This is a genomic window from Aquabacterium sp. CECT 9606 (assembly GCF_918741295.1).
Lineage (GTDB): Bacteria > Pseudomonadota > Gammaproteobacteria > Burkholderiales > Burkholderiaceae_C > Aquabacterium.
The window spans coordinates 51,242-72,928 of the sequence record NZ_CAKKNB010000003.1 but is presented as its reverse complement, the minus strand read 5'-3'; the positions used below and the strand labels follow the sequence as shown (position 1 = coordinate 72,928).

At 63.8% G+C, this 21,687-nt stretch carries 22 protein-coding genes; 10 read left to right on the top strand and 12 right to left on the bottom strand.

Annotation, left to right across the window (positions count from 1 at the left end; all coding sequences use genetic code 11):
- The 3 genes from tadA to LQ232_RS13000 are packed head-to-tail and all read right to left on the bottom strand — an operon-like array spanning position 1 to position 1,470.
- Positions 1-528 (bottom strand): tRNA adenosine(34) deaminase TadA, encoded by a 528-nt coding sequence (gene tadA / locus LQ232_RS13010; RefSeq protein ID WP_230181590.1) that lies wholly within the window; start codon positions 526-528, stop codon positions 1-3.
- A gap of 44 nt (positions 529-572) precedes the next feature.
- Positions 573-836: a hypothetical protein gene (locus LQ232_RS13005; RefSeq protein ID WP_371820231.1), complete on the bottom strand. Its 264-nt coding sequence runs from the start codon at positions 834-836 to the stop codon at positions 573-575.
- Positions 837-882: 46 nt separating this feature from the next.
- The gene (locus LQ232_RS13000) at positions 883-1,470 is read right to left on the bottom strand and encodes a 2'-5' RNA ligase family protein (RefSeq protein WP_230180777.1); all 588 of its coding nucleotides are present in this window, start codon (positions 1,468-1,470) and stop codon (positions 883-885) included.
- A gap of 208 nt (positions 1,471-1,678) precedes the next feature.
- Between LQ232_RS13000 and LQ232_RS12995 the strand changes: the two genes are divergently transcribed.
- The 7 genes from LQ232_RS12995 to LQ232_RS12965 all read left to right on the top strand — a co-directional run bounded on the left by LQ232_RS12995 (position 1,679) and on the right by LQ232_RS12965 (position 7,426).
- Positions 1,679-2,251: a hypothetical protein gene (locus LQ232_RS12995; RefSeq protein WP_230180776.1), complete on the top strand. Its 573-nt coding sequence runs from the start codon at positions 1,679-1,681 to the stop codon at positions 2,249-2,251.
- Positions 2,252-2,398: 147 nt separating this feature from the next.
- Positions 2,399-3,268: a 1-acyl-sn-glycerol-3-phosphate acyltransferase gene (locus LQ232_RS12990; protein WP_230180775.1), complete on the top strand. Its 870-nt coding sequence runs from the start codon at positions 2,399-2,401 to the stop codon at positions 3,266-3,268.
- Positions 3,269-4,276, top strand: a complete 1,008-nt coding sequence (locus LQ232_RS12985; protein WP_230180774.1) for a zinc-binding alcohol dehydrogenase — start codon at positions 3,269-3,271, stop codon at positions 4,274-4,276.
- Positions 4,273-5,058, top strand: a complete 786-nt coding sequence (locus LQ232_RS12980; RefSeq protein ID WP_230180773.1) for a RibD family protein — start codon at positions 4,273-4,275, stop codon at positions 5,056-5,058. The genes LQ232_RS12985 and LQ232_RS12980 overlap by 4 nt, the downstream gene beginning before the upstream one ends.
- A 15-nt stretch (positions 5,059-5,073) precedes the next feature.
- On the top strand, positions 5,074-5,478 hold the full coding sequence (locus tag LQ232_RS12975; protein ID WP_230180772.1) for a 6-carboxytetrahydropterin synthase: 405 nt from the start codon (positions 5,074-5,076) through the stop codon (positions 5,476-5,478).
- The gene (locus tag LQ232_RS12970; protein WP_230180771.1) at positions 5,478-6,527 is read left to right on the top strand and encodes a glycosyltransferase family 4 protein; all 1,050 of its coding nucleotides are present in this window, start codon (positions 5,478-5,480) and stop codon (positions 6,525-6,527) included. Before LQ232_RS12975 ends, LQ232_RS12970 begins: the two co-directional genes overlap by 1 nt.
- Complete coding sequence (locus LQ232_RS12965; RefSeq protein WP_230180770.1) at positions 6,524-7,426, top strand: hypothetical protein; 903 nt, start codon at positions 6,524-6,526, stop codon at positions 7,424-7,426. Before LQ232_RS12970 ends, LQ232_RS12965 begins: the two co-directional genes overlap by 4 nt.
- On the opposite strand, the gene paoC is transcribed toward LQ232_RS12965, so the two are convergent.
- The 9 genes from paoC to LQ232_RS12920 form a co-directional block, all read right to left on the bottom strand.
- The gene (gene paoC / locus LQ232_RS12960) at positions 7,419-9,629 is read right to left on the bottom strand and encodes an aldehyde oxidoreductase molybdenum-binding subunit PaoC (protein ID WP_230180769.1); all 2,211 of its coding nucleotides are present in this window, start codon (positions 9,627-9,629) and stop codon (positions 7,419-7,421) included. The genes LQ232_RS12965 and paoC overlap by 8 nt on opposite strands.
- Before the next feature lie 2 nt (positions 9,630-9,631).
- Positions 9,632-10,582, bottom strand: a complete 951-nt coding sequence (locus tag LQ232_RS12955) for a xanthine dehydrogenase family protein subunit M (protein WP_230180768.1) — start codon at positions 10,580-10,582, stop codon at positions 9,632-9,634.
- Entirely contained in the window at positions 10,579-11,226 is a 648-nt protein-coding gene (gene paoA / locus LQ232_RS12950) for an aldehyde dehydrogenase iron-sulfur subunit PaoA (RefSeq protein ID WP_230180767.1), read from the bottom strand. Before paoA ends, LQ232_RS12955 begins: the two co-directional genes overlap by 4 nt.
- Before the next feature lie 122 nt (positions 11,227-11,348).
- Positions 11,349-12,761, bottom strand: a complete 1,413-nt coding sequence (locus tag LQ232_RS12945) for a serine hydrolase (RefSeq protein ID WP_230180766.1) — start codon at positions 12,759-12,761, stop codon at positions 11,349-11,351.
- A complete protein-coding gene (locus LQ232_RS12940) occupies positions 12,758-13,360 on the bottom strand; it encodes a TetR/AcrR family transcriptional regulator (RefSeq protein WP_230180765.1) in 603 nt (200 codons plus the stop codon). The genes LQ232_RS12945 and LQ232_RS12940 overlap by 4 nt, the downstream gene beginning before the upstream one ends.
- Positions 13,361-13,437: 77 nt before the next feature.
- On the bottom strand, positions 13,438-14,541 hold the full coding sequence (locus LQ232_RS12935) for an amidohydrolase family protein (protein ID WP_230180764.1): 1,104 nt from the start codon (positions 14,539-14,541) through the stop codon (positions 13,438-13,440).
- Positions 14,542-14,641: 100 nt separating this feature from the next.
- Positions 14,642-15,613 (bottom strand): fumarylacetoacetate hydrolase family protein, encoded by a 972-nt coding sequence (locus tag LQ232_RS12930; protein WP_230180763.1) that lies wholly within the window; start codon positions 15,611-15,613, stop codon positions 14,642-14,644.
- Between the two features lie 128 nt (positions 15,614-15,741).
- On the bottom strand, positions 15,742-17,679 hold the full coding sequence (locus LQ232_RS12925; protein WP_230180762.1) for an acyl-CoA synthetase: 1,938 nt from the start codon (positions 17,677-17,679) through the stop codon (positions 15,742-15,744).
- 7 nt (positions 17,680-17,686) lie between these two features.
- A complete protein-coding gene (locus tag LQ232_RS12920) occupies positions 17,687-18,373 on the bottom strand; it encodes a TetR/AcrR family transcriptional regulator (RefSeq protein WP_230180761.1) in 687 nt (228 codons plus the stop codon).
- Positions 18,374-18,491: 118 nt separating this feature from the next.
- On the opposite strand from LQ232_RS12920, the gene LQ232_RS12915 reads away from it, so the two are divergent.
- From LQ232_RS12915 to LQ232_RS12905, 3 genes are read left to right on the top strand one after another with little or no spacing between them, the layout of a single operon-like run.
- Positions 18,492-19,631 (top strand): VOC family protein, encoded by a 1,140-nt coding sequence (locus tag LQ232_RS12915; protein ID WP_230180760.1) that lies wholly within the window; start codon positions 18,492-18,494, stop codon positions 19,629-19,631.
- A 45-nt stretch (positions 19,632-19,676) separates the two neighbouring features.
- On the top strand, positions 19,677-20,642 hold the full coding sequence (locus LQ232_RS12910) for a fumarylacetoacetate hydrolase family protein (protein ID WP_230180759.1): 966 nt from the start codon (positions 19,677-19,679) through the stop codon (positions 20,640-20,642).
- Positions 20,639-21,676, top strand: a complete 1,038-nt coding sequence (locus LQ232_RS12905) for an alcohol dehydrogenase catalytic domain-containing protein (protein ID WP_230180758.1) — start codon at positions 20,639-20,641, stop codon at positions 21,674-21,676. Before LQ232_RS12910 ends, LQ232_RS12905 begins: the two co-directional genes overlap by 4 nt.
- Positions 21,677-21,687 lie beyond the last annotated feature (11 nt).

Genomic DNA, 21,687 nt, shown 5'->3' with positions numbered 1-21,687 from the left:
TCAGTTGTTGCCGTCGTCCACGGGCAGTTCAATGACCTGCCCGACGGGGATGGGCTCGTCGTCGAGTGCCTTGGCCGCGTCGCGTTCTGCTTTGAGCTGCGCGCGGCGCTCGGCAAAAAAAGCTTTCAGCAACTTGGAGGCCGGCTCGGCCAGCAAACCACCCACGATCTGGGTGTGGTGGTTCAGCTGCCGGTGGCTGAACAAGTCCAGCACCGAACCAGCCACGCCGGTTTTGGGATCGGGTGCGGCAAACACCACCCGCTTGAAACGCGCGTGCATCAGGGCCATGGCGCACATGGCGCAGGGCTCCAGCGTCACGTACAGCTCGCAATCGGGCAGTCGGTAGTTCTCCAGCAATTGAGCGGCGTGGCGCAAAGCCACGATCTCGGCATGCGCGGTCGGGTCGTGCGTGGTGATGGGGCGGTTGTAGCCAGTGGCGATCACCTGGCCCTCGCGCATGATCACCGCCCCCACCGGCACCTCACCGGCCAGCCAGGCATTGTGGGCCTGGTCCAGCGCGATGCGCATGGCGCTTTCGTCGGCGGGCGTGAAAACGACGTCTTCTTCACTGCTCACGGTTTGGGCTCGATTTGCTGATCGATGTCCGCAGGGCGGCTTTGCATCAGCTTGTTGACGTCATCCTGGACTTGCTTTTGCAACTGCTGGCCCTGCTGAGGTGTGGCGACCTGCGGGGCGGGCGTGGATGCCCCTGACGCCGTTGAAGCCAATGCACGCTGGTTGGCGGCATTTGTCAGCTGCTGCCTGGCCACCAGGCCTACGATGGCCAACACGGCCAGCAACCCCACCAATGAAAACAAACCTCGCATTTTGGTCACCCTCGTTGCTTCATGGCGCGATTATCTGCTTGCCGACGGCAAACGGTCACGCTTGCAGGGGCCAGCGCGCCAACGGCACATACCGTGTCTGCCCCAGCAGGCTGTGCACCAGTACCAACTCATGCGCAGTCCAGTGAATGGGTGACACGGCTTGTTCGGCCACCAGCCGCGAGTCGTAGAGCAGCGTCACATGCGGTGTGAAGCGCGCATCCACCCTGCGCCCTAAGCCGACTTTCCGCATGACCATGCCCAGCGTTTGCTGAAAGGCTGTGAGCGCGGCCAAATCATCGTCACCGCCCCGCAAGACAAAGGGCCGCTTGCTGGGATGGCCTGAAAAGCTGGCCACGCGGTCGAAGGTGATCTCAAACCGGGGCACGTCAAGCGCCTGTCCGGCCTGAAGGGCCAAGGCAAGCACATCGGGCGGCAACCCTGCGTAGTCTCCCAGGTGATGCAAGGTGATGTGGAATCGCTGGGCCTGAAGCGGGGCGCCGCTGAGTCCATGTTCACTGCGCAATTGCAAGGCGAGGTCGGCGATGCGCCTGGCGGCGTCCTCCGTCGGGAACACGGCGAAGAACAGCCGGTCCGTCGGCCGAGGGGGCTCATCGAAGCCCATCAGGGAAAGCTGGTCAGGCATGCGACTTGGTACGGGAATGGACTGGTGGCCCGAGCAGTTTATCCCAGAGAAATTCGCGCAAGTGAGGATCGCTTTGCAGAGTCCGACATGGCCTGCACCCCTGCATTTGAGGGATCCAGAATTGACTTGAACCGCCCACCGCTGCATGACAATTGATACACGGTGATACCACCGTGCTTCAACCATGTTCAAGGGAGGAAAGAAATTGATGAACCGATTTTTAGTGGCCTGCGCGGCTTCTGTTTTGACCTTTGCCACGGCTTCAGCGCATGCTGAACTGGTCAACTTCACTTACACCACGACCATCTCGTCGTCCTCAATCGCCGGAGTCTCCCCAGGCGATCAATTGACCATCCAACTGCTTGCAGACAACGGCGGAAGCTCGCTGGCGTCGCAGTCCTGGACCATCGGTGACATCATCTCGGGCCACCTGACCGCAGGCAGCTACGAACAGAATTATGTGGATGGCTGGTACAGCCTAGATTCCTGGGTGGCCTTCACCACTAATGCATCAGGCAGCCTGACATCGACCGAGTTCTATGGCACGACGTACTCGGCGAACCACACGGACTCGTTTGGTAACGGCGGACAAGTCTATTTGTTCAACGGTGCCTTCCAGGACTACTTCGGCCAACTTGCTTTCCAATCAGGCGCGCTTTCCACCGATACGTCGGACTGGAAGGTTGCTCTCGCGGTGCCTGAAGTCTCGACGGTGGAGCTGATGGTCGCCGGCCTGAGCGTGTTGGCGTTTGCATTGCGCCGCGGGAAAAAACGCGCTTAAGCATTCCGCTTGGTCATCCCGGGCAGAGAGGTTCGGGAAGAGCCTGCGAGGTCTTGCGCGATTTGGCCCCATGCTCTGTCACAGCGCTCAGTCTGAGCCGATCATGAAGTGGTCTAGACTTCGTGGAGGTTCACACTTCGCCGAGCCATGCCTGCCTCCTCCTCACCGTCAATCGATACGCTCACTGAAATCAACATCGTCGATTTCATGGACTCGATCGGCTTGTTGCGTTTTCAAGGCACGCCATTGCGTCGGCTGTTTCGCCCCGCAGCACGCCGCTTTGCCCGGACGGCGAATGAGTTTGACAACTGTGTGGGCGACCACGGCCTGGCGCAAGGCAGCGCCTGGTTGATGAGCCAGATGACCGCTGGCGTGCACACTTGTGGAGTGGAAAACATCCCGGCTCGGGGCCCGGTGTTCATCCTGGCCAACCACCCTGGCATGACCGACACGGTGGCACTTTTCTGCAGCCTGGCATCGCGCCCTGACTTGCGGGTGATTGCCCTGGATCGCCCCTTCCTGCGCGCCTTGCCTCACGTTGCGCGGCAATTGATCTTCTTGCCCGAGGAAGAGTCCGGTCGCATGGCCGTGGTTCGTGCCGGCGCCCAACACCTGAAAGAAGGTGGCGCCTTGCTGACCTTCCCGGCCGGAGAGATCGAGCCTGATCCCGCCACCTTTGGCTCAGAGCGAGCGTCGGCCTCTTTGCAGAACTGGTCCAGCAGCTATGCCTTGTTTGCTCGCCTGGCACCCCAAACGCAGTTTGTGCCGGCGCTGGTGAGCCACGTCATCTCACCTGCCGCCCAGCGGCATCCCCTGACCCTGTTGCGCCGCACGGCGCACCACAAAGAGAAGCTGGCAGCCGCATTGCAGGTGGCCTTGCCTCGTTACCGAGACCTGGTCGCCAGGGTGACATTCGGCACGCCGATGAAAGCCGATCAAGGTGATGCGAAGGCCCTCGGCGCTTGCGTCACGGCGCAGATGCGGCAACTCATCTTGACGCACGGATCGGTGGCCTGAATGGCCGATACCCTTGCCCAAGCCTGCTGGCTGACCGAACCCGGCCACGCCGAGTTGCTCACAGAGACCTTGCCGGAGGCGGGGCCCGATCAAGTGCTGGTCAGGGCACTGCACAGTGGCATCAGCCGAGGCACGGAAACCTTGGTTTTTCGTGGGGAGGTGCCTGACAGCGAGTTTGAGCGCATGCGCGCGCCGTTCCAGTCAGGCGATTTCCCGGCACCAGTGAAGTACGGCTACAACAGCGTTGGCCTGGTCGAGCAAGGCCCTGATGATCTTCTGGGGCGCACGGTGTTTTGCTTGTACCCGCACCAAACCCACTATGTGGTGCCCGCCACGGCCGTGCACGTGCTGCCCCCGGACGTGCCGCCAGCGCGGGCCGTGCTCGCGGCCAACATGGAGACGGCCGTCAATGCGCTGTGGGATGCCACTCCGCGTGTGGGCGACCGCATTGCCGTGGTCGGTGGGGGCGCCGTGGGCATGCTGGTGGCATGGCTGGCGACCCGACTGCCCGGCTGTCAAGTCCAATTGGTGGACACACAAGAGGCCAGGCGCGCCGTCGCTGCGCACCTCCATGTGGACTTTGCCCTGCCCGACGCCGCTCGCCAGGAAGCCGATCTCGTGATCCATGCCAGCGGCCAATCTTCAGGCCTGGCCACGGCGCTGGATCTGGCTGCCTTCGAGGCCACTGTGCTGGAGCTGAGCTGGTATGGCCAGCGCCAGGTGAACGTGCCGCTCGGCGGTGCCTTTCACTCGCGCAGGCTCACGCTCAAAAGTTCACAAGTGGGCCAAGTGGCCACCGCACAGCGCGCTCGCTGGAGTCACCGCCGGCGCTTCGAGCTGGCCTTGTCACTGCTGAGCGACTCTGCACTGGATGCCTTGATCACCGATGCCTCGCCCTTTGCCGCCTTGCCCGCGGTGCTCGCGCGTTTGTCGGCATCCAACCTGGACACCACCTTGTGCCACCGCATCGATTACGCCTGGCCTTCACCTCACCGTTGCGCCAAATGACGACCACGACTTCACCACGAAGGGACGAAGCCGACTGGCAGGCCGTGCTTCGGGGTGAAGACAACAGTGGCGCGATCCATGGCGACTCGCCGGTCCACAGGCTTTACGGCCCGCTCTGCGCCATGCGGCAAAAAGGCTCTTACGTGGTGGGCCACCTGGCGCAGAGCCTTGATGGCCGCATTGCCACCACCTGCGGCATGTCGCGCTGGCTCAGTGGTGAAGAAGACCTGCTGCACACCCACCGCATGCGGGCCATCGCGGATGCAGTGCTCGTGGGCGCCAACACCATCCTGCATGACGACCCGCAACTCACGGTGCGCTTGTGCGCAGGCGACAACCCCGTGCGGGTGATCGTCGACCCGGAGCACCGGCTCGATGGCAGCCAGCGGGTTTTTTGCGATGGCAGCGCGCCCACCCTCATCCTGGTGGCCGCCGACAAAGCCGGCACTGAGGTGCAATGGGGCCAGGCCGAGGTGATCCCCGTGCCGCGCGGCCACCATGGCCTTGACCCTTTCGAAATCCGGCGGATCCTGGCCTTGCGTGGGCTGTCATGGCTGTTCGTGGAAGGCGGCGGCATCACTGTGTCCCGCTTTCTGGCCGCAGGCGCGCTTCATCGCTTGCAGATCACCGTGGCCCCGGTCATCCTCGGCTCCGGCCGCCCCAGCCTGGTGCTGCCGGAAATCCATGATCTGGCGCTCAGCCTGCGCCCCCGCACGCGTCGTTTCCTGCTGGGTGACGACACCATGATCGAATGCGACTTCGACATCACCCCCTCCCCTTGAAAACTCAACACCACCATGTACAGCCTTGCCGTCTCTGATCATTTCATGATCGCCCACAGCTTCCGCGGCGAAATTTTCGGCCCGGCCCAGCAACTCCATGGCGCCACCTACAACGTCGAGATTGATTTCCGCCGCCCGACGCTGGACCAGAATGGGCTGGTGTGCGACATCGGGCTGGCGCTGCAGTTGCTGCGCGAAGTGCTGGGCGAATTCAATTACAAAAACCTGGATGAGTTGCCGCAGTTCAAAGGCCGCAACACGACCACCGAGTTTCTCGCCGGTGAGATCTTTGCCCGGCTGAAGGCCCGCGTGGCCGAGGGCGCCGTGGGGCCCGGCACGGCAGGCGAGCTGGCATCACTTCGGGTCGTCTTGCGTGAATCGCCGGTTGCCTGGGCGAGCTTCGAAGGCGCGTTGCGCTGATGGCGCTGACTTTTCTGGTCCCCGGGCGGCTTGATCAGCTCACCGGTGGCTACCTCTACGACCGGCACATCATTGAAGGTCTGCGCGCGCTTGGCCAGGCGGTCAATGTGGTCGAGCTGGCCGGTCGGTATCCACAGGCAGATGAGCCCACGCGAACACTCGCCGCCGCCGCACTCGCCCGATTGCCGGACCGCAGCACGGTCATCATCGACGGACTGGCGCTGCCTGGCGTGGCCGACTGCTTGAGGGACCAAGCAAGCCGTCTGAACCTGGTCGGCCTCATCCATCATCCGCTGTCGTTGGAGACCGGACTGGATGCGGCGAACGCCCGCCACTACGCACAGCTTGAGGCCGCGCTTTGGCCCTGTTTGAAGGGTGCCATCTGTCCCAGCAAACACACCGCCCAAGCGCTTCGGGCAGCGGGCCTGCCAACGGATCGTGTCGCCGTGGTCACCCCGGGTACACACCGCCCCACCACCATCCGCCAAGCCAAAAGCGAGGGGCCGCTGCAATTGCTGGCAGTTGGGAGCGTCACGCCGCGCAAAGGCCATCTGCTGCTGGTCGACGCCCTGGCCCAACTGCGCCACCTTGACTGGCAACTGACCTGCATCGGTAGTCTGACAAGAGACCCCGCCGCCTCGGCCGCGCTTCAAGAGCGCATGGCCACCCATGGCCTGACCCACCGCATCGCGCTTCTGGGAGAGCAGCCCGATCAGCGGCTGACGGAGGCCTACCAGCGTGCCGACATCTTCGTCCTGCCGTCCTACCATGAGGGCTACGGCATGGTCTTCGCCGAGGCGCTTGCACATGCCCTTCCCGTCATTGCCACCACGGCCTGCGCCATCGCGGCCACGCTGCCTGCTGACGCCGCCTTGGTCGTTGCGCCAGGTGACCTGCCCGCCCTGCGAGATGCCCTTCAGCAGGCCCTGACCGATGGCGCCCTGCGCGCTCGGCTGTCAAACGCAGCAGAGCAGGCTGCCAGCGCCCTTCCCGACTGGGACAGCGCTGTACAAGCTTGGGTGGCAGCCCTGAACAAGGTAAGCCGATGACTGACGCGGAGAACACCGGGTTCAGCGCAGACTGGCTGCGCCAGCGCGAACCTTTCGATCTGGCCGCGCGCAGTCCATCGCTCACGCTCGGATTCCGGGATGCGCTGAGGCCACCGGCCCCTGCCGCCTTGCGCATCATTGACCTGGCCTCGGGTTCGGGCGCGAACTTCCGGGCCTTGGCGCCCTTGCTGGAAAACGACCAGGAATGGCGTTTGGTCGATCATGACCCTCTGCTACTTGCAGCCCAGCGTTCCGAGATCACCAGGTGGGCAAGCGGGCGCGGATGGCACTGCCATGATCATGAAGGTGGCCTCGCCATCCACGCGGGCCCTGCCCGCTGGCTTGTTCGCGGCCAGCAGCTCGATCTGGCGCGCGACCTCGAAGACATCGATCTGGCCTCATGCGACGGCCTCGTCACCACCGCATTTCTGGACCTGGTGTCGGCCGTCTGGCTGGATCGGCTGAGCGCACTGCTCGCGCGGACACCACGCCCTCTGCTGGCCTCCTTGACCGTGGATGGCCGGCGCGCATGGTTTCCCGCCAGGCCTGCCGACCAGCTCATTGCCGATGCCTTCTTGTCCCACCAAGGCAGCGACAAGGGCTTTGGCCCATCGCTGGGCGCGCGGGCAACACCCTACCTCGCGGCCAAACTCGCCGTGGCGGGCTACCAGGTCAGCACCCAAGCGAGCGATTGGCACATTGGCCAGAAACACAGCGACATGCTCCTGAAGATGGCCCAGGAAGCGGCCGCCGTGGCCGCCGAAACGGATCCCTCCTGCAAGCCCGCCGTGTCCAGTTGGCTGGCCGACCGATCGACCGACATCCACCGTGGTTTGCTGTCTCTCGACATTGGGCACCTGGATTTGCTGGCCGTGCCCCACTTCCATGTGTTCAGGTGACCACGGGTAGGCGGTCCAGCAACTTGTCGAGCGTGATGGGGTAATCGCGAACGCGAATTCCCGTCGCGTTGTAGACAGCGTTGGCCACGGCGGCAGCGAGCCCGCAGATGCCCAATTCACCCACGCCCTTGGCCTTCATGGGCGAGGAGATGGGATCGGTCTCGTCCAGAAAAAGCACGTCCTGGTGGGGGATGTCGGCATGCACGGGCACCTCGTAGCCCGCCAGGTCATGGTTGACGAAGAAGCCGTGGCGTTTGTCCACGGACAACTCCTCCATCAACGCCGCGCCAACGCCCATGGTCATGGCACCGATCACCTGGCTGCGTGCGCTCTTGGGGTTCAGGATGCGGCCGGCGGCACAGACGGCCAGCATGCGCCGCACCCGGATCTCGCCCGTGACGGCATCAACCCCCACCTCCACGAAGTGCGCGCCGAACGTGGATTGCTGGTACTTCTTGTCCAGATCGCCAAACTCAATGAAATCTTCAACCACCAGGCCGTCGGCACCCGCCGCCTCGCCAAGCGGGATGCTGAGATCGCCTGCCTTGACCAAGCCATCGGCGAACACCACGTCGGGTGAAGTGATGCCCAGCTTCTTGGCCACCGCCTCGCGCAGCTTCATGCAAGCCGCGTAGACGCCCGATGTGGAACTGTTGCCGCCCCACTGCCCGCCCGAGCCGGAAGACGCCGGGTGAGCCGAGTCACCCAGCCGCACGGCCACCTGGTTCAAGGGCACGCCCATCACTTCGGCGGCCGTCTGGGCAATGATGGTGTAAGAGCCAGTGCCAATGTCGGTCATGTCGGTTTCGACGATGACCAGGCCTTTGCTGTCCAGGCGAACGCGCGCGCCCGACTTGGTCACCAGGTTGTTGCGGAAGGCGGCGGCCACCCCCATGCCCACCAGCCAGCGGCCATCGCGAACCTGGGCTGGCTTGGCCTTGCGCTGGCCCCAACCAAAGCGCTGCGCGCCGGTCTGCAAACACTCGACCAGGCGACGTTGCGAGAAAGGCCGTCCCGGCTTTTCAGGGTCGACCTGCGTGTCGTTCAGCACCCGAAAGTCAATGGGATCCAGGCCGAGCATTTCCGCCATTTCGTCGACCGCGATCTCCAGGGCCATCATCCCTGGCGCCTCGCCTGGCGCGCGCATCGCGTTGCCCTCGGGCAGGTCGAGCACGGCCAACCGGGTGGTCGTCAATCGGTGGGCCCCGGCGTACAGCAGGCGGGTCTGGTTGACGGCGGTCTCGGCTTGACCATCAGGCAGGTCACCCGACCAGCCCTCGTGCGCAATCGCTGTGATCTTGCCTGCGCGCGTGGCACCAATGCGGATGCGCTGGATGGTAGCCGGCCGGTGGGTGGTGTTGTTGGCCACCAAGGGCCGCTGCAACGCCACCTTGACCGGCCGCCGCGCCGCCCGCGCGCCCAAGGCCGCCAGGAGCGCATCCGCCCTCACAAAAAGCTTGCCGCCGAAGCCTCCGCCGATGAAGGGCGAAACCAGACGCACATTGGCCTTCGGGATGCCCAGCGTCTTGGCCACATCACCCACGCTCCAGGCGATCATCTGGTTTGAGGTCCAGACGGTGAGCTTGTCGCCCTTCCAGGCCGCGATTGAGGCGTGCGGCTCCATCATGGCGTGTGATTGGTCGGGCGTGCTGTAGGTGGCATCCAACTGCACGGGCGCCGCTGCATAGGCACCGGTGAAATCACCGACCTTGGACTCGGGTGGGCCCGAGAAGCCGGTGGGCTTGGGCAGTTGAGCCGACGCCTTTTCTGCAGCCAGGTCGAACTTGCCAGGCGAGCGGGCATAGTCGATCCGGATCAATTGCGCCGCTGCGCGTGCTTGCTCGAAGGTCTCGGCCACCACCAAGGCCACCGCCTGGTGGTAATGCTGGATCTCGGGGCCACCCAACAGCTTGGCGGTGTTGAAGTCTCCCTTGCCCAGCTTGCCAGCATTGCGGGCGGTCACGATGGTGATCACGCCAGGCGCCGTCCGGGCAGCGCTCAGATCCATGGAGGCGATGCGCCCCTTGGCGATGCCCGCGCCCACCACGTGGCCGTAGGCGGCATTGGGCGCGACGTCATGGCGCTCATAAGCGTAAGGCGCGCGTCCCGAGGTCTTCAGCGGGCCGTCGATGCGGTCCGTGGGTTTGCCAATGACCTTGAGTTGGTCGATGGGGTTGGTGGTGGCGGGCGTGGTGAACTTCATGGTCAGGTCCTCGCTTGAAGCAGGGCCGCGGCCAAGGCGCGCTCGGCCAGAAGCAATTTGAATGCGTTGTCTTCGGTGGGCTGCGCCCCGGCCAGCAGTTGCGCCATCACCGCCGATGCGCCACGCGGCATCGCGGCTTCCGCCGCCTCAATGCGCCAGGGCTTGTGCGCCACGCCCCCCAAGGCCACTCGGCCCGATCCATCGCGTTGCACGATGGCCGCCACCGACACCAGCGCGAAGGCATACGAGGCGCGGTCACGCACCTTGCGGTAAATGTGTGTGCCGCCCACGGGTTTGGGCAACACCACCGAGGTGATCAGCTCGCCTGGCTCCAAAGCCGTTTCGATGTGAGGTGTGTCGCCAGGCAGTCGATGAAAATCGGCAATGGGGATGACGCGCTGCGCACCGTCGGACCGCACGGTCTCAACGGTGGCATCCAGCACCCGCATGGCCACGGCCATGTCGCTGGGATGGGTGGCGATGCAGGCCTTGCTGACTCCGATCACCGCTTGCTGGCGCGTGATGCCGCCGATGGCGCTGCAGCCGCTACCAGGCTGGCGCTTGTTGCAGGGCTGGTTGGTGTCGTAAAAGTACGGGCACCGCGTGCGCTGCAGCAGGTTGCCCGCGGTCGTGGCCTTGTTGCGCAACTGGCCCGACGCCCCGGACAGCAGCGCGCGCGCCAGCACGCCGTGGTCTCGCCGCACGCGCTGGTCGGCGGCCAGGTCGGTGTTGCGCACCAGGGCGCCGATGCGCAAGCCGCCATCGGGTGTCGCCTCGATTTTGTCCAGGGCCAGGGCATTGACATCCACCAGGTGTGTGGGCGTCTCGACCTGCAGCTTCATCAGGTCGAGCAGATTGGTGCCACCTGCGATGAACTTGGCGCCGGGGTGCCTGGCGACGGCCGCGGCGGCCTCGGCGGGCGATGCCGCCCGCTCATAAGTGAAGGGTTTCATGCCGCACCTCCCGCCACTTCGGTGATGGCATCAATGATGTTGGAATAGGCCCCGCACCGGCAGATGTTGCCGCTCATGCGCTCACGCAACTCCTCGGCCGACAACAGCGGGCGCGCGGTGAGGTCGGCGCTCACATGGCTGGGAACGCCACGCTTGATTTCATCCAGCACCGCCACCGCCGAGCAGATCTGCCCTGGCGTGCAGTAGCCGCACTGGTAACCATCGTGCTTGACGAAAGCGGCCTGCATGGGGTGCAGCTTGCGGGGATTGCCCAACCCTTCGATGGTGGTGACCTGTGCGCCCGGGTGCATCACGGCCAAGGTCAGGCAGGCATTGATGCGCCGTCCATCCACGATCACCGTGCAGGCGCCACACTGCCCGTGATCGCAGCCTTTTTTGGTGCCGGTCAGGAGCAAGTGTTCACGGAGGGCATCGAGCAGGGTCGTGCGCGTGTCGAGCGCCAGTTCATGGGCCTGACCATTGACGTTCAGTGAAACTTTTGCCAGCGACGTCGGCAAATCCGGCGTGGGCGCAGGCACAGCCGCATTGGCCGGGGGGATTTTGACCGCCGCTGCCGAGGCGGCCCCCACCAGCAAAAGATCACGTCGCGAGATGGTCGCGTCCAGGTCCAAAGGATTGTCCATACCGGCTCCTGTCATTCTCACCAAGGCGTGAGAACACCGAAGAGCAATCTGGATGCCGCATCCTCACCGGGCACACTGGCGTAACAATTTCTTATCGTGCTGCACCAAGCCTGGTGTCACGTTCAGTTGTGACCGGCTGCGATCAGGTCAGCCACGGCCTCGAACACTTGCGTGCGGGCCAGGTCTTTTTCAAACGACACCCCCATGCGCAACACCACCAGGTTCTGGCTGGGCACGATCACCAGGAACTGGCCCATGTGGCCAGCGAACCAGACCAGGTCGGCGGGCAGGCGCGCGCGGACGGACTCGGGGATCGCCGTGGCAGGCTGACGCCAGATGAAACCGCCATATTCGGCGCTGGCCGGTGAGGCGGCCACCAGGAAGTTCATCACCTCGGGGGCGATCAAAGTCTGGCCCTGCCATTGGCCGCCTTGCGCCACCAACTGCCCCAATCGCAACCAATCCACCGGGCGCAGCACGCCGCGCGCACCGCCCACGGGCGTGCCGCTGGCATCGGGCTCGATCACGCCCTGGCGAATGCCGAGCGGTGCAAACAAGCGTTGCTGGTAGTAGTCGTACAGCGCCTGGTGGCCGCCGCCCAGCTTCTGCTTCATGGCATAGGTGGCCACGGTGGCAAAGCCGGTGGAGTAGTTGAAGACCGTGCCCGGGGCGGAAGTCAAGGGCCGCTCAGCGGCCCAAGCACCTTGGTCGGGCTGCGAGAACAGCATCTGGGTGGCATCGCTGGCACCCTCGTAGCCTTCGTTCCATGCCATGCCCGGGGCCATGTTGAGCAATTGCTTCCAGGTGATGGCCGCCTTCGCGCTGCCCGCCCATTGCGGCAAACCCACGGGGGCGTCCAGGTCCAGCCGGCCATCGGTGGCCATCACGCCCGCGATCAAGCCCGTGAGCGATTTCGTCATGGACCACCCCAGTTGGGGTTGATCGCGCCGGTAATCGCGGGCATAGCGCTCATACACCAGGTGGCCATCGCGGGCCACGAGGAAGGCCAGCGCGTTCTGCTTCTGACTGAGCTTGGTGGTGGTCTCGGTGAAAATGCGGTCACCATGGGCTGCGAGCAGGGCCGCCTGGGCCGGGGTGAGCCGGGCGGTTTCGGCGGGGCCTTCGCCAGTGGGCCATGACTGCACTGAGGGCATCGGCAAAGGCGCGGGCTTGAAGGCTTGGGCGCGCACGCCGGCTTCGGTGGCACCCGGGGGCACGAGCGTGCAACCCAGGCCCGCGCGGTAGACGGCAGTGCGCTTGTTGGTGATGAAAGGGATGAAGCTGCTCACATCCACCTTGTTGCCGGGGTCATACTTGATGGTCCACACCACGGGCAGAGGCTGAACTTTGGGGGCGGTGTAGAACCAGCGCACACGCAGGTAATCGTCACCGCTTTGCTGGGTACGCGTGCACAGCTCCCACGCGGCATAGCCCGTGCCCGCGGGAATGTCGGCGATGAGGTCGGCCCTGACAGCCTGACTCAGCAAGATCAGGCAGGCCAGCGATGCGGCCCTCACGGTGGTGCGACGGATCATGGTGTGGTCTCCTGGTGGGGCAGTTGAATCAATTGGGCGTAGTGCTTGATGGCCTGGGTCGTGCCAGCCTTGTCACCAGTGGTGAGCAGGTCGAGCAGCAGGCCGCGCACGATGGCCAGTTCGAGCCGGGCACGGGTGCGGGCCTTGGCCTTGCTCAGGCCATGCTGGGCTTGCAGCGACTGGGCCACACGGCCAATCCAGCCATCGACGGCATGGGCGAGAAAATCACCAAAGCGTTGCCGGTCACGCAGGGCCTTGATGTAAATCTCGAACATCAGCTGGAAGACCGGCAGGTAGCCGGGCGAGGTGAAGTGCTGCCAGACCTCTTCGATGGGCGGAGCCGTGAACACCTGGCCTTCAGCCATGCCGGCCTGCCGGTGATGTTCCGTGTTGCGCAGGTGCTTGACGACGGCCTCCCAGAAGCCATCGACATCGCCAAAGTAATAGCTGAGCATGCGGTGGCTGGTGCCCAGGCTGGCCGCCATGCTCCGCAATGACTGGTCGCTGTAACCATGTTCAAGGACGTGCGCGATCGCCTGGTCCAGCAAGGTCCTTGCTTGATCGGAGGTGGCGCGCGGGTTTGCTTCAGCGTTGGGCATGGGCGCAATGTACCAATTGGTACACGCGCTTGGGTAGCAGCGCTTTCCCTGATCTTTGCCAGTACAGCAGTTGGCGTCTAGCCAACACCCAACCTTTTTGAAAGGCGCGGCAGTTGGGCCAGCGCGTTGCCGCGGTCGACCTGCAAGCGCTCTGAGGGATTGAAGGTGTCGTTCAACTCCGAATTGGGATCGCCCGGCCATTTGAGGGCGTACACGATCCCCGCGTAGGGATAGTCGGTGCCCAGCAAGATGTGGCTCACATCGGTCACTTTGCGGACGGCGGCCATGGCTGGCGGTGCGGCCGACAATGCCGTGTCATAAAAGAGCGAGGAATAGGAGCTGTTTCGCGGGTTCAAATTCAGCGCCAGCAAGGCACTGCGGTACGACAAGAACGGAATGGTGCCGCCTGCATGGGCCGCTTGCCAACGGATGGAGGGATACCTCAGGAAGATGCCCTTGTAGAGCATGTTGGTCACGGCCCGCGTTGTCTCGAACGGAAAGTCCAGCACAAAATTGGGCATGGACAACTCGGGGCGCACGGGCGGTGCCACGGGGTGGATGAACACATAGGCGCGCAGCTCGTTCAAGGTGCGCATGAGCGGGTCGAGCCGCGGGTCGCCCAGGTAAATGCCTTTGTAGCTGGAGTAAAGCCCGATGCCATCCAAGCCCAAGAGGTTGATGGCCCGCGAGGCTTCCGCACAGGCGGCGGCCACCTCGCTGGGATCATCCGGGTCGCCCAAAGGCAGCGATGCAAAACCGCCAAAGCGGCGGTACAGAGGTGACGCCGGAGACACATTGATCAGGCCATCGCGAATGTAGTCGTTGATCCGCCGGGCCATCTGCTCCCTGGAGGCGCGGTCAGGCAAAAAGGCAAAGCCGGGCTCGGACAAGGACACCACCTGGGCCTGGATGCCGAACTTGTCCATGAAGTTCACTGCAGCACTGGGCGACCACGATGGGATGGGGATGCCACCATCTCCTGCCACGTCGTGGTCGTTCATGGCCTGCCGGTAAAAGTCAGGGATGAGGTGGGCATGCACATCAATGCGCGACAGCGCCGGGGTCGCCCTGGCGATGAGGGGCGTGAAGCCGCCCACCGCCGTCACGCCCAGGCCCACCGCGGCTTTTTTCAAAAGCCCACGGCGATCAGTGTTGCTGGGCTGTTGCTGGTCGTTGGCCATGGTTTTCTCCATTCAAGACGCTTTGGTTTGATTGATGCGTCCAAATGTACACATCTTGCCAAAACGCATGAATGGGGTTTCCACCATCCATCCAGGCTCATCAGCCGCCGTTGACCACCTTGTTGCGTTGCACGCCAAGGTCAATGGCACCATCTGGACTTTGGATCCGCGCTTCAACGATGTCCCCGGCCTTGAGGTACTCCGTGCGGCCTTCTTGGACCTTGTTGAAGATCGCCCACTTGGTGGCCTCGGGGAGCAGCGCGCCCATGCGTTGCTTGAACGGCGACGGGACGGACAAGGCGCATCCCGCGGGCGTGCCCGTCGACAACAGGTCTCCCGCGAACAGGTCGTGCACACCCGACAGTTCGGTCAAGGTTTCAGCTGGGCCAAACACCAGGTTGGCGGTGGTGTCCTTTTGCCGCACCTGGCCGTTGACGGTGAGCGTCAGTTGCAGCTTGTCCAGGTGCTTCATGTCCTGCGGCGCCAGCAAGCAGAGGAACGGTCCCACCGGACCAAAGGTGCGAAAGCTCTTGCCTTTGTAGAACTGTGTCTGCGGGATCTGGATGTCGCGCGCAGAGTAGTCGTTGACGATGGCCAGCCCGGCCACGAACTCATGCAGATTGGCGTTGGTCACCACGGTCTTGGCCAACACATCGCGCTTGAGGATCAAGCCAAGTTCGATCTCGTAGTCAAGAAAGCGCACGCGGGCCGGTTTGACGAGGTCACTGTTGGCCGGGACGATGCAGCTCGTGGCCTTGGTGAAGATCATGTTGTAGGACTTGGCATCGGGGTCCATGCCCGACTCGATCATGTGCTGGCGGTAGTTGGCCCCTTGGCACAGGAACTGCTGATTGCTGGTCACTGGAGACAGGATTTGAACCTCGTCCAAAGCCAGCGTTGTTTTGCGCCCGGCCTCGGATGCCGCGAACTCAGACAAGGCGGCAAGATCGTGGCCGCGGATGAAATCAGCCGTGGTGGCGAACTCGCCGGGCAAAGGCGTGATGCGGTTCTTGGACACCAGGCCCCATTGAACACGACCCTGGTGGGAAAAACGAACGGTGTGCAGTGCCATGGAAATAGCCTTTGGTGAATGATTTGATGAGGGCTTGGCGGCTTGGCCACCTTTGGGCAAAGACAAGGTGCCCAGCAACGCGGCTCCTGCCTTGAACACATGACGGCGCGACTGTCTCCGGTCCATGCTCAGGCCTGCTCATGCCGGAATGTGTAGCGGTCGAGGCTCGCCTTGAGCGCTGCCACATCGCCACTGGCCTGCCACCGCAACACCAGGCCCAGCTTCACGTCCTGGCAGGCCTCGCCCTTGGCCTCACGCACCCCCAGCTTGGCAGCCTCTTCCATGAAGACGGACTGCACCTCCGACTGGATCAACGTTGGCTTGAAGATCTTCCCGATCGCCGTGGTGGGCAGGATGTCGACGATCCGGATGATCTTGGGGTGTGCCGCACGTTCGGCAATGGTTGAGCGGGCATGGTCCATCAGCTCATCCTCCTTGGCCTGGCAACCCGGGCGCAACTGCACGTAGACCACGGGCACTTCGCCGGCGTGGGCGTCGGGCCGCCCCACCGCCGCTGCCATCGCCACCGAAGGGTGCGTGCACATGGGCTCCTCGATCATCTTGGGATCAATGTTGTGCCCACCGCGGATGATCAGTTCCTTCTGGCGGCCCGTCAGCCAGAAATAACCGTCGCCATCCGCGCGCCCCAGGTCACCGGTGTTGAGCCAGCGCTCGGGCTGCCCTTGGAGGCCAGGCCGCGTCACCCACAAGCCCTTGTTGTGCGCTGGGTTGAGGTAGCCCTTGAACAGATTGGGCCCCTTGATGATGATGGTGCCCACTTCATCCACCTCGGCATCGCGCAGGTACTCCCCATCGGCGCCGATGAGGGCCACGCGCATGTCTTGCCAGGGCATGCGCAAGCCGATGGAGCCGATCCTGGGTGGGGCATGCAGTGGCGTCAGGCTGGACACGCAACCAGCTTCGGTCAAGCCATAGCCTTCAAGGACCTTGAGCCCCAGCTCATTCTGGACCCGGTTGAACATCTCCACCGGCATGGGTGCGGCGCCGCAGACACCGAAGCGCAAGCTGGACAAGTCATGGCCTTTGCGCGGCACTTGCAACAAGGCGGCGTAAACCGTCGGCACACCAGAGAACGACACCAGCTTGTGATGCGCCACCAGCTCCCAGAACCGCTTGACCACGTTGTCGCCGCGGTAGCCTTGAGGGGTGCCCAGCAGTACATGGCCGCCCCGCGCCCACAGGGACAGCCCCGTGCCGATCTGCGCATTGACATGGAAGAGCGGCAGGCCACAAAACACGGTCACGTCCGGGCCGTCCAGTTCGGAGGCGCCTACGGCCGCCAGCTCCAGGGCATTGGCCACCTCGGTTCGGTGGGTGCGCACGGCAATCTTGGGCATCCCCGTGGTGCCACCAGTGCAGAAGTACGAGGCCACGTCGTCCAGGCCCGGAGGCGCAAAGCCCAATGCCGAGCCATCCTGGCGCTCGAGCGCCTGGTGGAAGTTGAGCACGGGCACCGTCCCCAAGCGCCTTGGGGTCTTGAGCCGGTTGCCCAAGCGCAAGAGTGGCGCCAGCGGGTGGCGCAGATAACGCAGCGGGCTGATGCTCAGCACCCCTTTCAGGCCAGGCACTTGCGGGGCGATGCCCGCCACCTTTTCCCACAGATCAGCCCCCGGCGTCGGCGCCAGGGTCACGATCCACTTGGGCTGCGCGGCCTTGAGCAGGTCCAGCATCATCGAGGGCTCCAGCAGCGGATTGATCGCGAACACGATGCCGGCCGCCTCACCGCCCCAGATGGTCCAGTGCGTCTCAGGCAAGTTGGGCAACACGAAGGCCACCACATCGTCACGCTGCACCCCCAACTGCCTGAACATGTTGGCGGCCTGGGTGATCTTGGTCAGCCACTCGCGGTGCGTCCAGACGTAAGGCCGATGGTGATCATCGGTGCGCAGGAAGAATGACAGCGCCGCCGCATTGGGCCGTACCTTGGCCCCTTGGGACAGCAGCGCATAAGTGCTTTCCTGGCCTGCCATGAGGTCAGGCAGGCTGGCCTCCATGGCTTCGATGTCCTGAAGACTGCGGATAGGGCTTGCGGCGAGAGCGTTCATGAGTGGTTCAAGTGATGATGGATGGCTTGTGCAGCGTTCGCACCAGCAAGGATTCGGGCGGGAGCTGCACGGCCTGGATCGGCTTGTCCACCAGCTTGCGAGCGGCGGTGCGGGTCATGCCCAGGCCCAGCAGGATGTGAAAGGTGATCTCTTGCGGGTAGGTGTCCGTGAGGTCCGTGCGCATGCTCAGCGAGAACAAGGCGGCACTCGTGGTGCCCACCACCAAGTCCAGGCCAAGCATCGGATCGACCAGGTTAAAGCGGCCCGCCTCGGTGGCCTCAACCAGGTCACGCAGCAGGTAACCCAGTGCGGGCAGGTGGTCCATGCTGCGGGTCACCCCCACGCGAGAGATGAAGCGGCCCGCGTGCGGGAAGTGCCTTGCCATCTGAAGCACCATGCGCACGCCGCAGGCCAGGCGCTCAGCCGGATCGCTTCGATCGGCAATGGCCAGGTCCACCAGCGACAACAACTCGTTGCCCACGACCTGCAGCACCGCGGCCATGACCTCTTCGGTGGTACGGAAGTAGTTGTAGAAGGTGCCGCGCGAAACCTGCGCTTGCTCGATCAAGTCTTCAATGACGGTGGCATCAACGCCCTTTGAAGAGAAGACCTCCATGGCGGCCTCAATCAGACGGGTGCGCATGCGTTCGCGTTTTTCTGCCGCAACGCGGGTGCGGAAATCGGGTGTGCTCATGGAGACAGGTTAGCGGATCACGATCAGTAAAAACGACAATATCGTCATAATGACTTTTTTGTCATTATCATGCAAAATCGCGATCATCAGCAAGCCCACCAGATCCGAACAAACACCTATGAGCCACAACAAGGTCTTGAGGACCCCACCCGAATACCCCGAAAGCGAGTTGCCTGCCCATGTGTGCAAGCTCCAGCGCCCTGTGGCTTTGCATAAAGCCACCCAGCTGGCCTTTCTCCGCTTTGACAAGGCCAACCTTGACGAGGCGCAGCGCTTCTGGACTGACTTCGGGCTGATCACCGTCTCTCGCACGCAAGACATGCTGGTGATGCGCGGCACCGGTTCGGCGCCCGCGGTCTTGATGGCGCGCAAGGCCAAGGTGCCTCGCTACGTGGGAGCTGCTTTCACCGTGCCGCCCGACACCGATTTCGACCGCCTCAGGCGTGAGAGCGGCGCGCAGCCATTGGCCGCCAATGCCGTGCCTGGCGGCGCCCGTGGCGTGAGCCTGCTCGATCCCGATGGCAACGAGGTCTGGCTGATCACCGATTGGGGCGTGGTGGACCCGTTGCCCCTGCGGCAGCCCAAGCACCACCACATGAACGCCTTGGGGCAATCGGTTCGCGTGAACGCCACCGTGCGCACCGACATCGAACCGGCCGCCGTGGGCCGCCTGGGGCACGTGGTGCTGCAGACCACGGACTTCCACACCATGGCCGACTGGTATATGCGCCACCTTGGCTTGATTCCTTCAGACGTGCAGTACCTGGACGACGGCGCCCCATTCCTCACGTTCTTCCGCCTGGACCTGGGCGACACCCCCGCTGACCACCACACCGTGGTCATCGCCGGAGGGCTGGAGGCCTGCTACGAGCACAGTGCTTGGGAAGTGACGGACATGGATGCCCTGGGACAAGGCCAGCAGGTGCTGCGCGCCAATGGGCATGAGCACATGTGGGGCATCGGCCGGCATCTATTGGGCAGCCAGCTGTTTGACTACTGGCGCGATGGGGATGGGCTGGCGTTCGAGCATTACACCGATGGTGACCTCTTCACGGCCGACCGGGAGCCGCACTACGGGCCGTTCACCACCAGCGCGCTTTGGGCCTGGGGCCACGACGTTCCTTCCAGCATGTTCCCGGCCAAGACGCCCGCGATGTTGTGGCGCGTGGTCAAGCTGCTGCGCTCAGGCCGCGTGACATTGAAGCGTCTGATGCAGATGGGCAAGGTGGTCGATACACCTGCGCGCCCGTGGCTGTGACGCCCCGCTTCTCTCCCAAATCCCATTCAATCAAACGAGTCCGACATGGCCACTTCAGTTGTTCGCTTCACATTGCCAGGCCAACCAGAGCAAACCCATTGGGGTGTTCTGTTTGAACGGCGTATCGCGCCGTTGGCAGGCACCTATGCCACCACGGCGGACTTTGTCACGCATGGGCAGGCCGAGGCACGCGCCAAGACGGCCGCCAACGCCACCGTCAGTTTCGACGAGGTCAAGATCCTGTCGCCCATCACGACGAACCAGCAGTTTCTTTGCCAAGGTGCCAATTACGGCAGCCATGTGCGCGAGTCCGGCAAGGATCCCTCTGACATGCCCTTCAACACCTTCTTCACCAAGGCATCGTCGTCGCTAACGGGGCCTTACGACGACGTGGTTCGCCCGGCTCATGTCAAGTTGCTGGACTATGAGATCGAACTGGGGCTGGTGCTGGGGCGCGACCTGACGGGAGGTGTTCAAGTCAGGCCCGATGGGCTGCACGAGGTGCTGGCGGGCATCACCATCGTCAACGACGTGTCTGCCCGCGATGTGCAGCTGCCCCAAGGTCAGTTTTACAAGGGCAAGAGCTATCGGACGTTCGGGCCTGCAGGACCCGTGCTTCTTTTGCTGGAACCAGCCGAGTGGCAGCGTTGGCCCGATTTGCACATGCAGTTGAGCGTCAATGGCCAGGTTCGTCAAGAAGACTACTGCCGCGACATGCTGTACAAGCCGCACCAAACCGTGAGCGAGTTCTCGGCGCTGCAAGACCTGCACGCGGGCGACCTGATTGCGACCGGCACCCCCGCCGGCTGTGCGGCCAAAGCTCCCGGCAAGTTGTCCATGTTTGTGGGCAACCGCATCTTGTCCGAGCCCACCAAGTGGCGGTTCTTCATCAAGGGCGGCATCAAAAATCCCATGTACCTGCAGCCCAATGACGTGATGACCCTGAGCATCCGCACGGACGACGGGGCCTTGGACCTGGGCCAGCAGCGCAACGTGGTGGTGCCTGCATGAGCACCGCACAGCAGTTGCTTTGTCTGGCACCAGGCAACCCAGCACGGTTTGAGGTGCGGCCAGGCGAGGTGCCCGCACCAGGTCGCGAGCAGGTGCTGGTGCGTGTCGAGGCCACCTCGGTCAACCCCATCGACGCCAAGCGCTCGACAGGCTATGGGCGACGCCTCCTCGCCTTCAAAGGCGCTGCGCGTTTTCCAAGGGCCCTGGGTAATGACGTGGCGGGGGTGGTTCAGTCTGTCGGCCCTGGCGAAACCACGTGGAAGCCAGGAGACCGCGTGTTCGGCCTCTTGCCAACCGGGCCCCAAGGCGCCCATGCCAGCCATGTCCTGGCCCAGGCCAAGCACCTGCGCGCAGCACCCGCCAACCTCACCGCACAAGAGCTTGCCGCCCTGCCCTACACCTTCACCACACTCTGGTTGGCGCTTCAAAGCGTGGGGCTTGATCAGCACAACGCCAAGGGCAAACAGGTGCTGGTTCATGGTGCTTCCGGCGGCTTGGGGCAGCTGGCATTGCAGCTTTTGAGCCGATGGGATGCGCGGGTCACGGCCGTGTGCAGCACCAAGCATGTCCAGACCTGCAGGAACCTTGGCGCCGCCGTGGTCGTGGATAGAACGCGTCGGGCATTGTCGACATTGGGAACGGGCTACGACGTCAGCCTCAACTTCGCGACCTGGCACGACGAAGCGGATTTGATCGCCCGGCTCAGACCTGGGGCCATGGGCCACGCCACCACCGTGCACCCCTTGCTGGACACCATGGATGTCCACGGCTGGATCAAGGGCGGATGGAAGGTGTACCGGGCATGGTCGGCCATGAAGGGTCTGGCCACGGCGCAGGCAGGCCGGGGCACCCGCTATGCCTGGACCATCTTTCAACCCAGCGTTGAAGCCCTGGACGCATTGCACGGGCTGCTGGCCGCCAACATCGGCCTGCAATTGCCCATTGGCCTGGCCGTCCCGCTGGCCCAAGGCGTTCAAGCCTTTGCGCACGTCGCGCAGCAACGCCCAGGCCGCGCCATCCTCATACCCGCTTGACCGCGGACCGG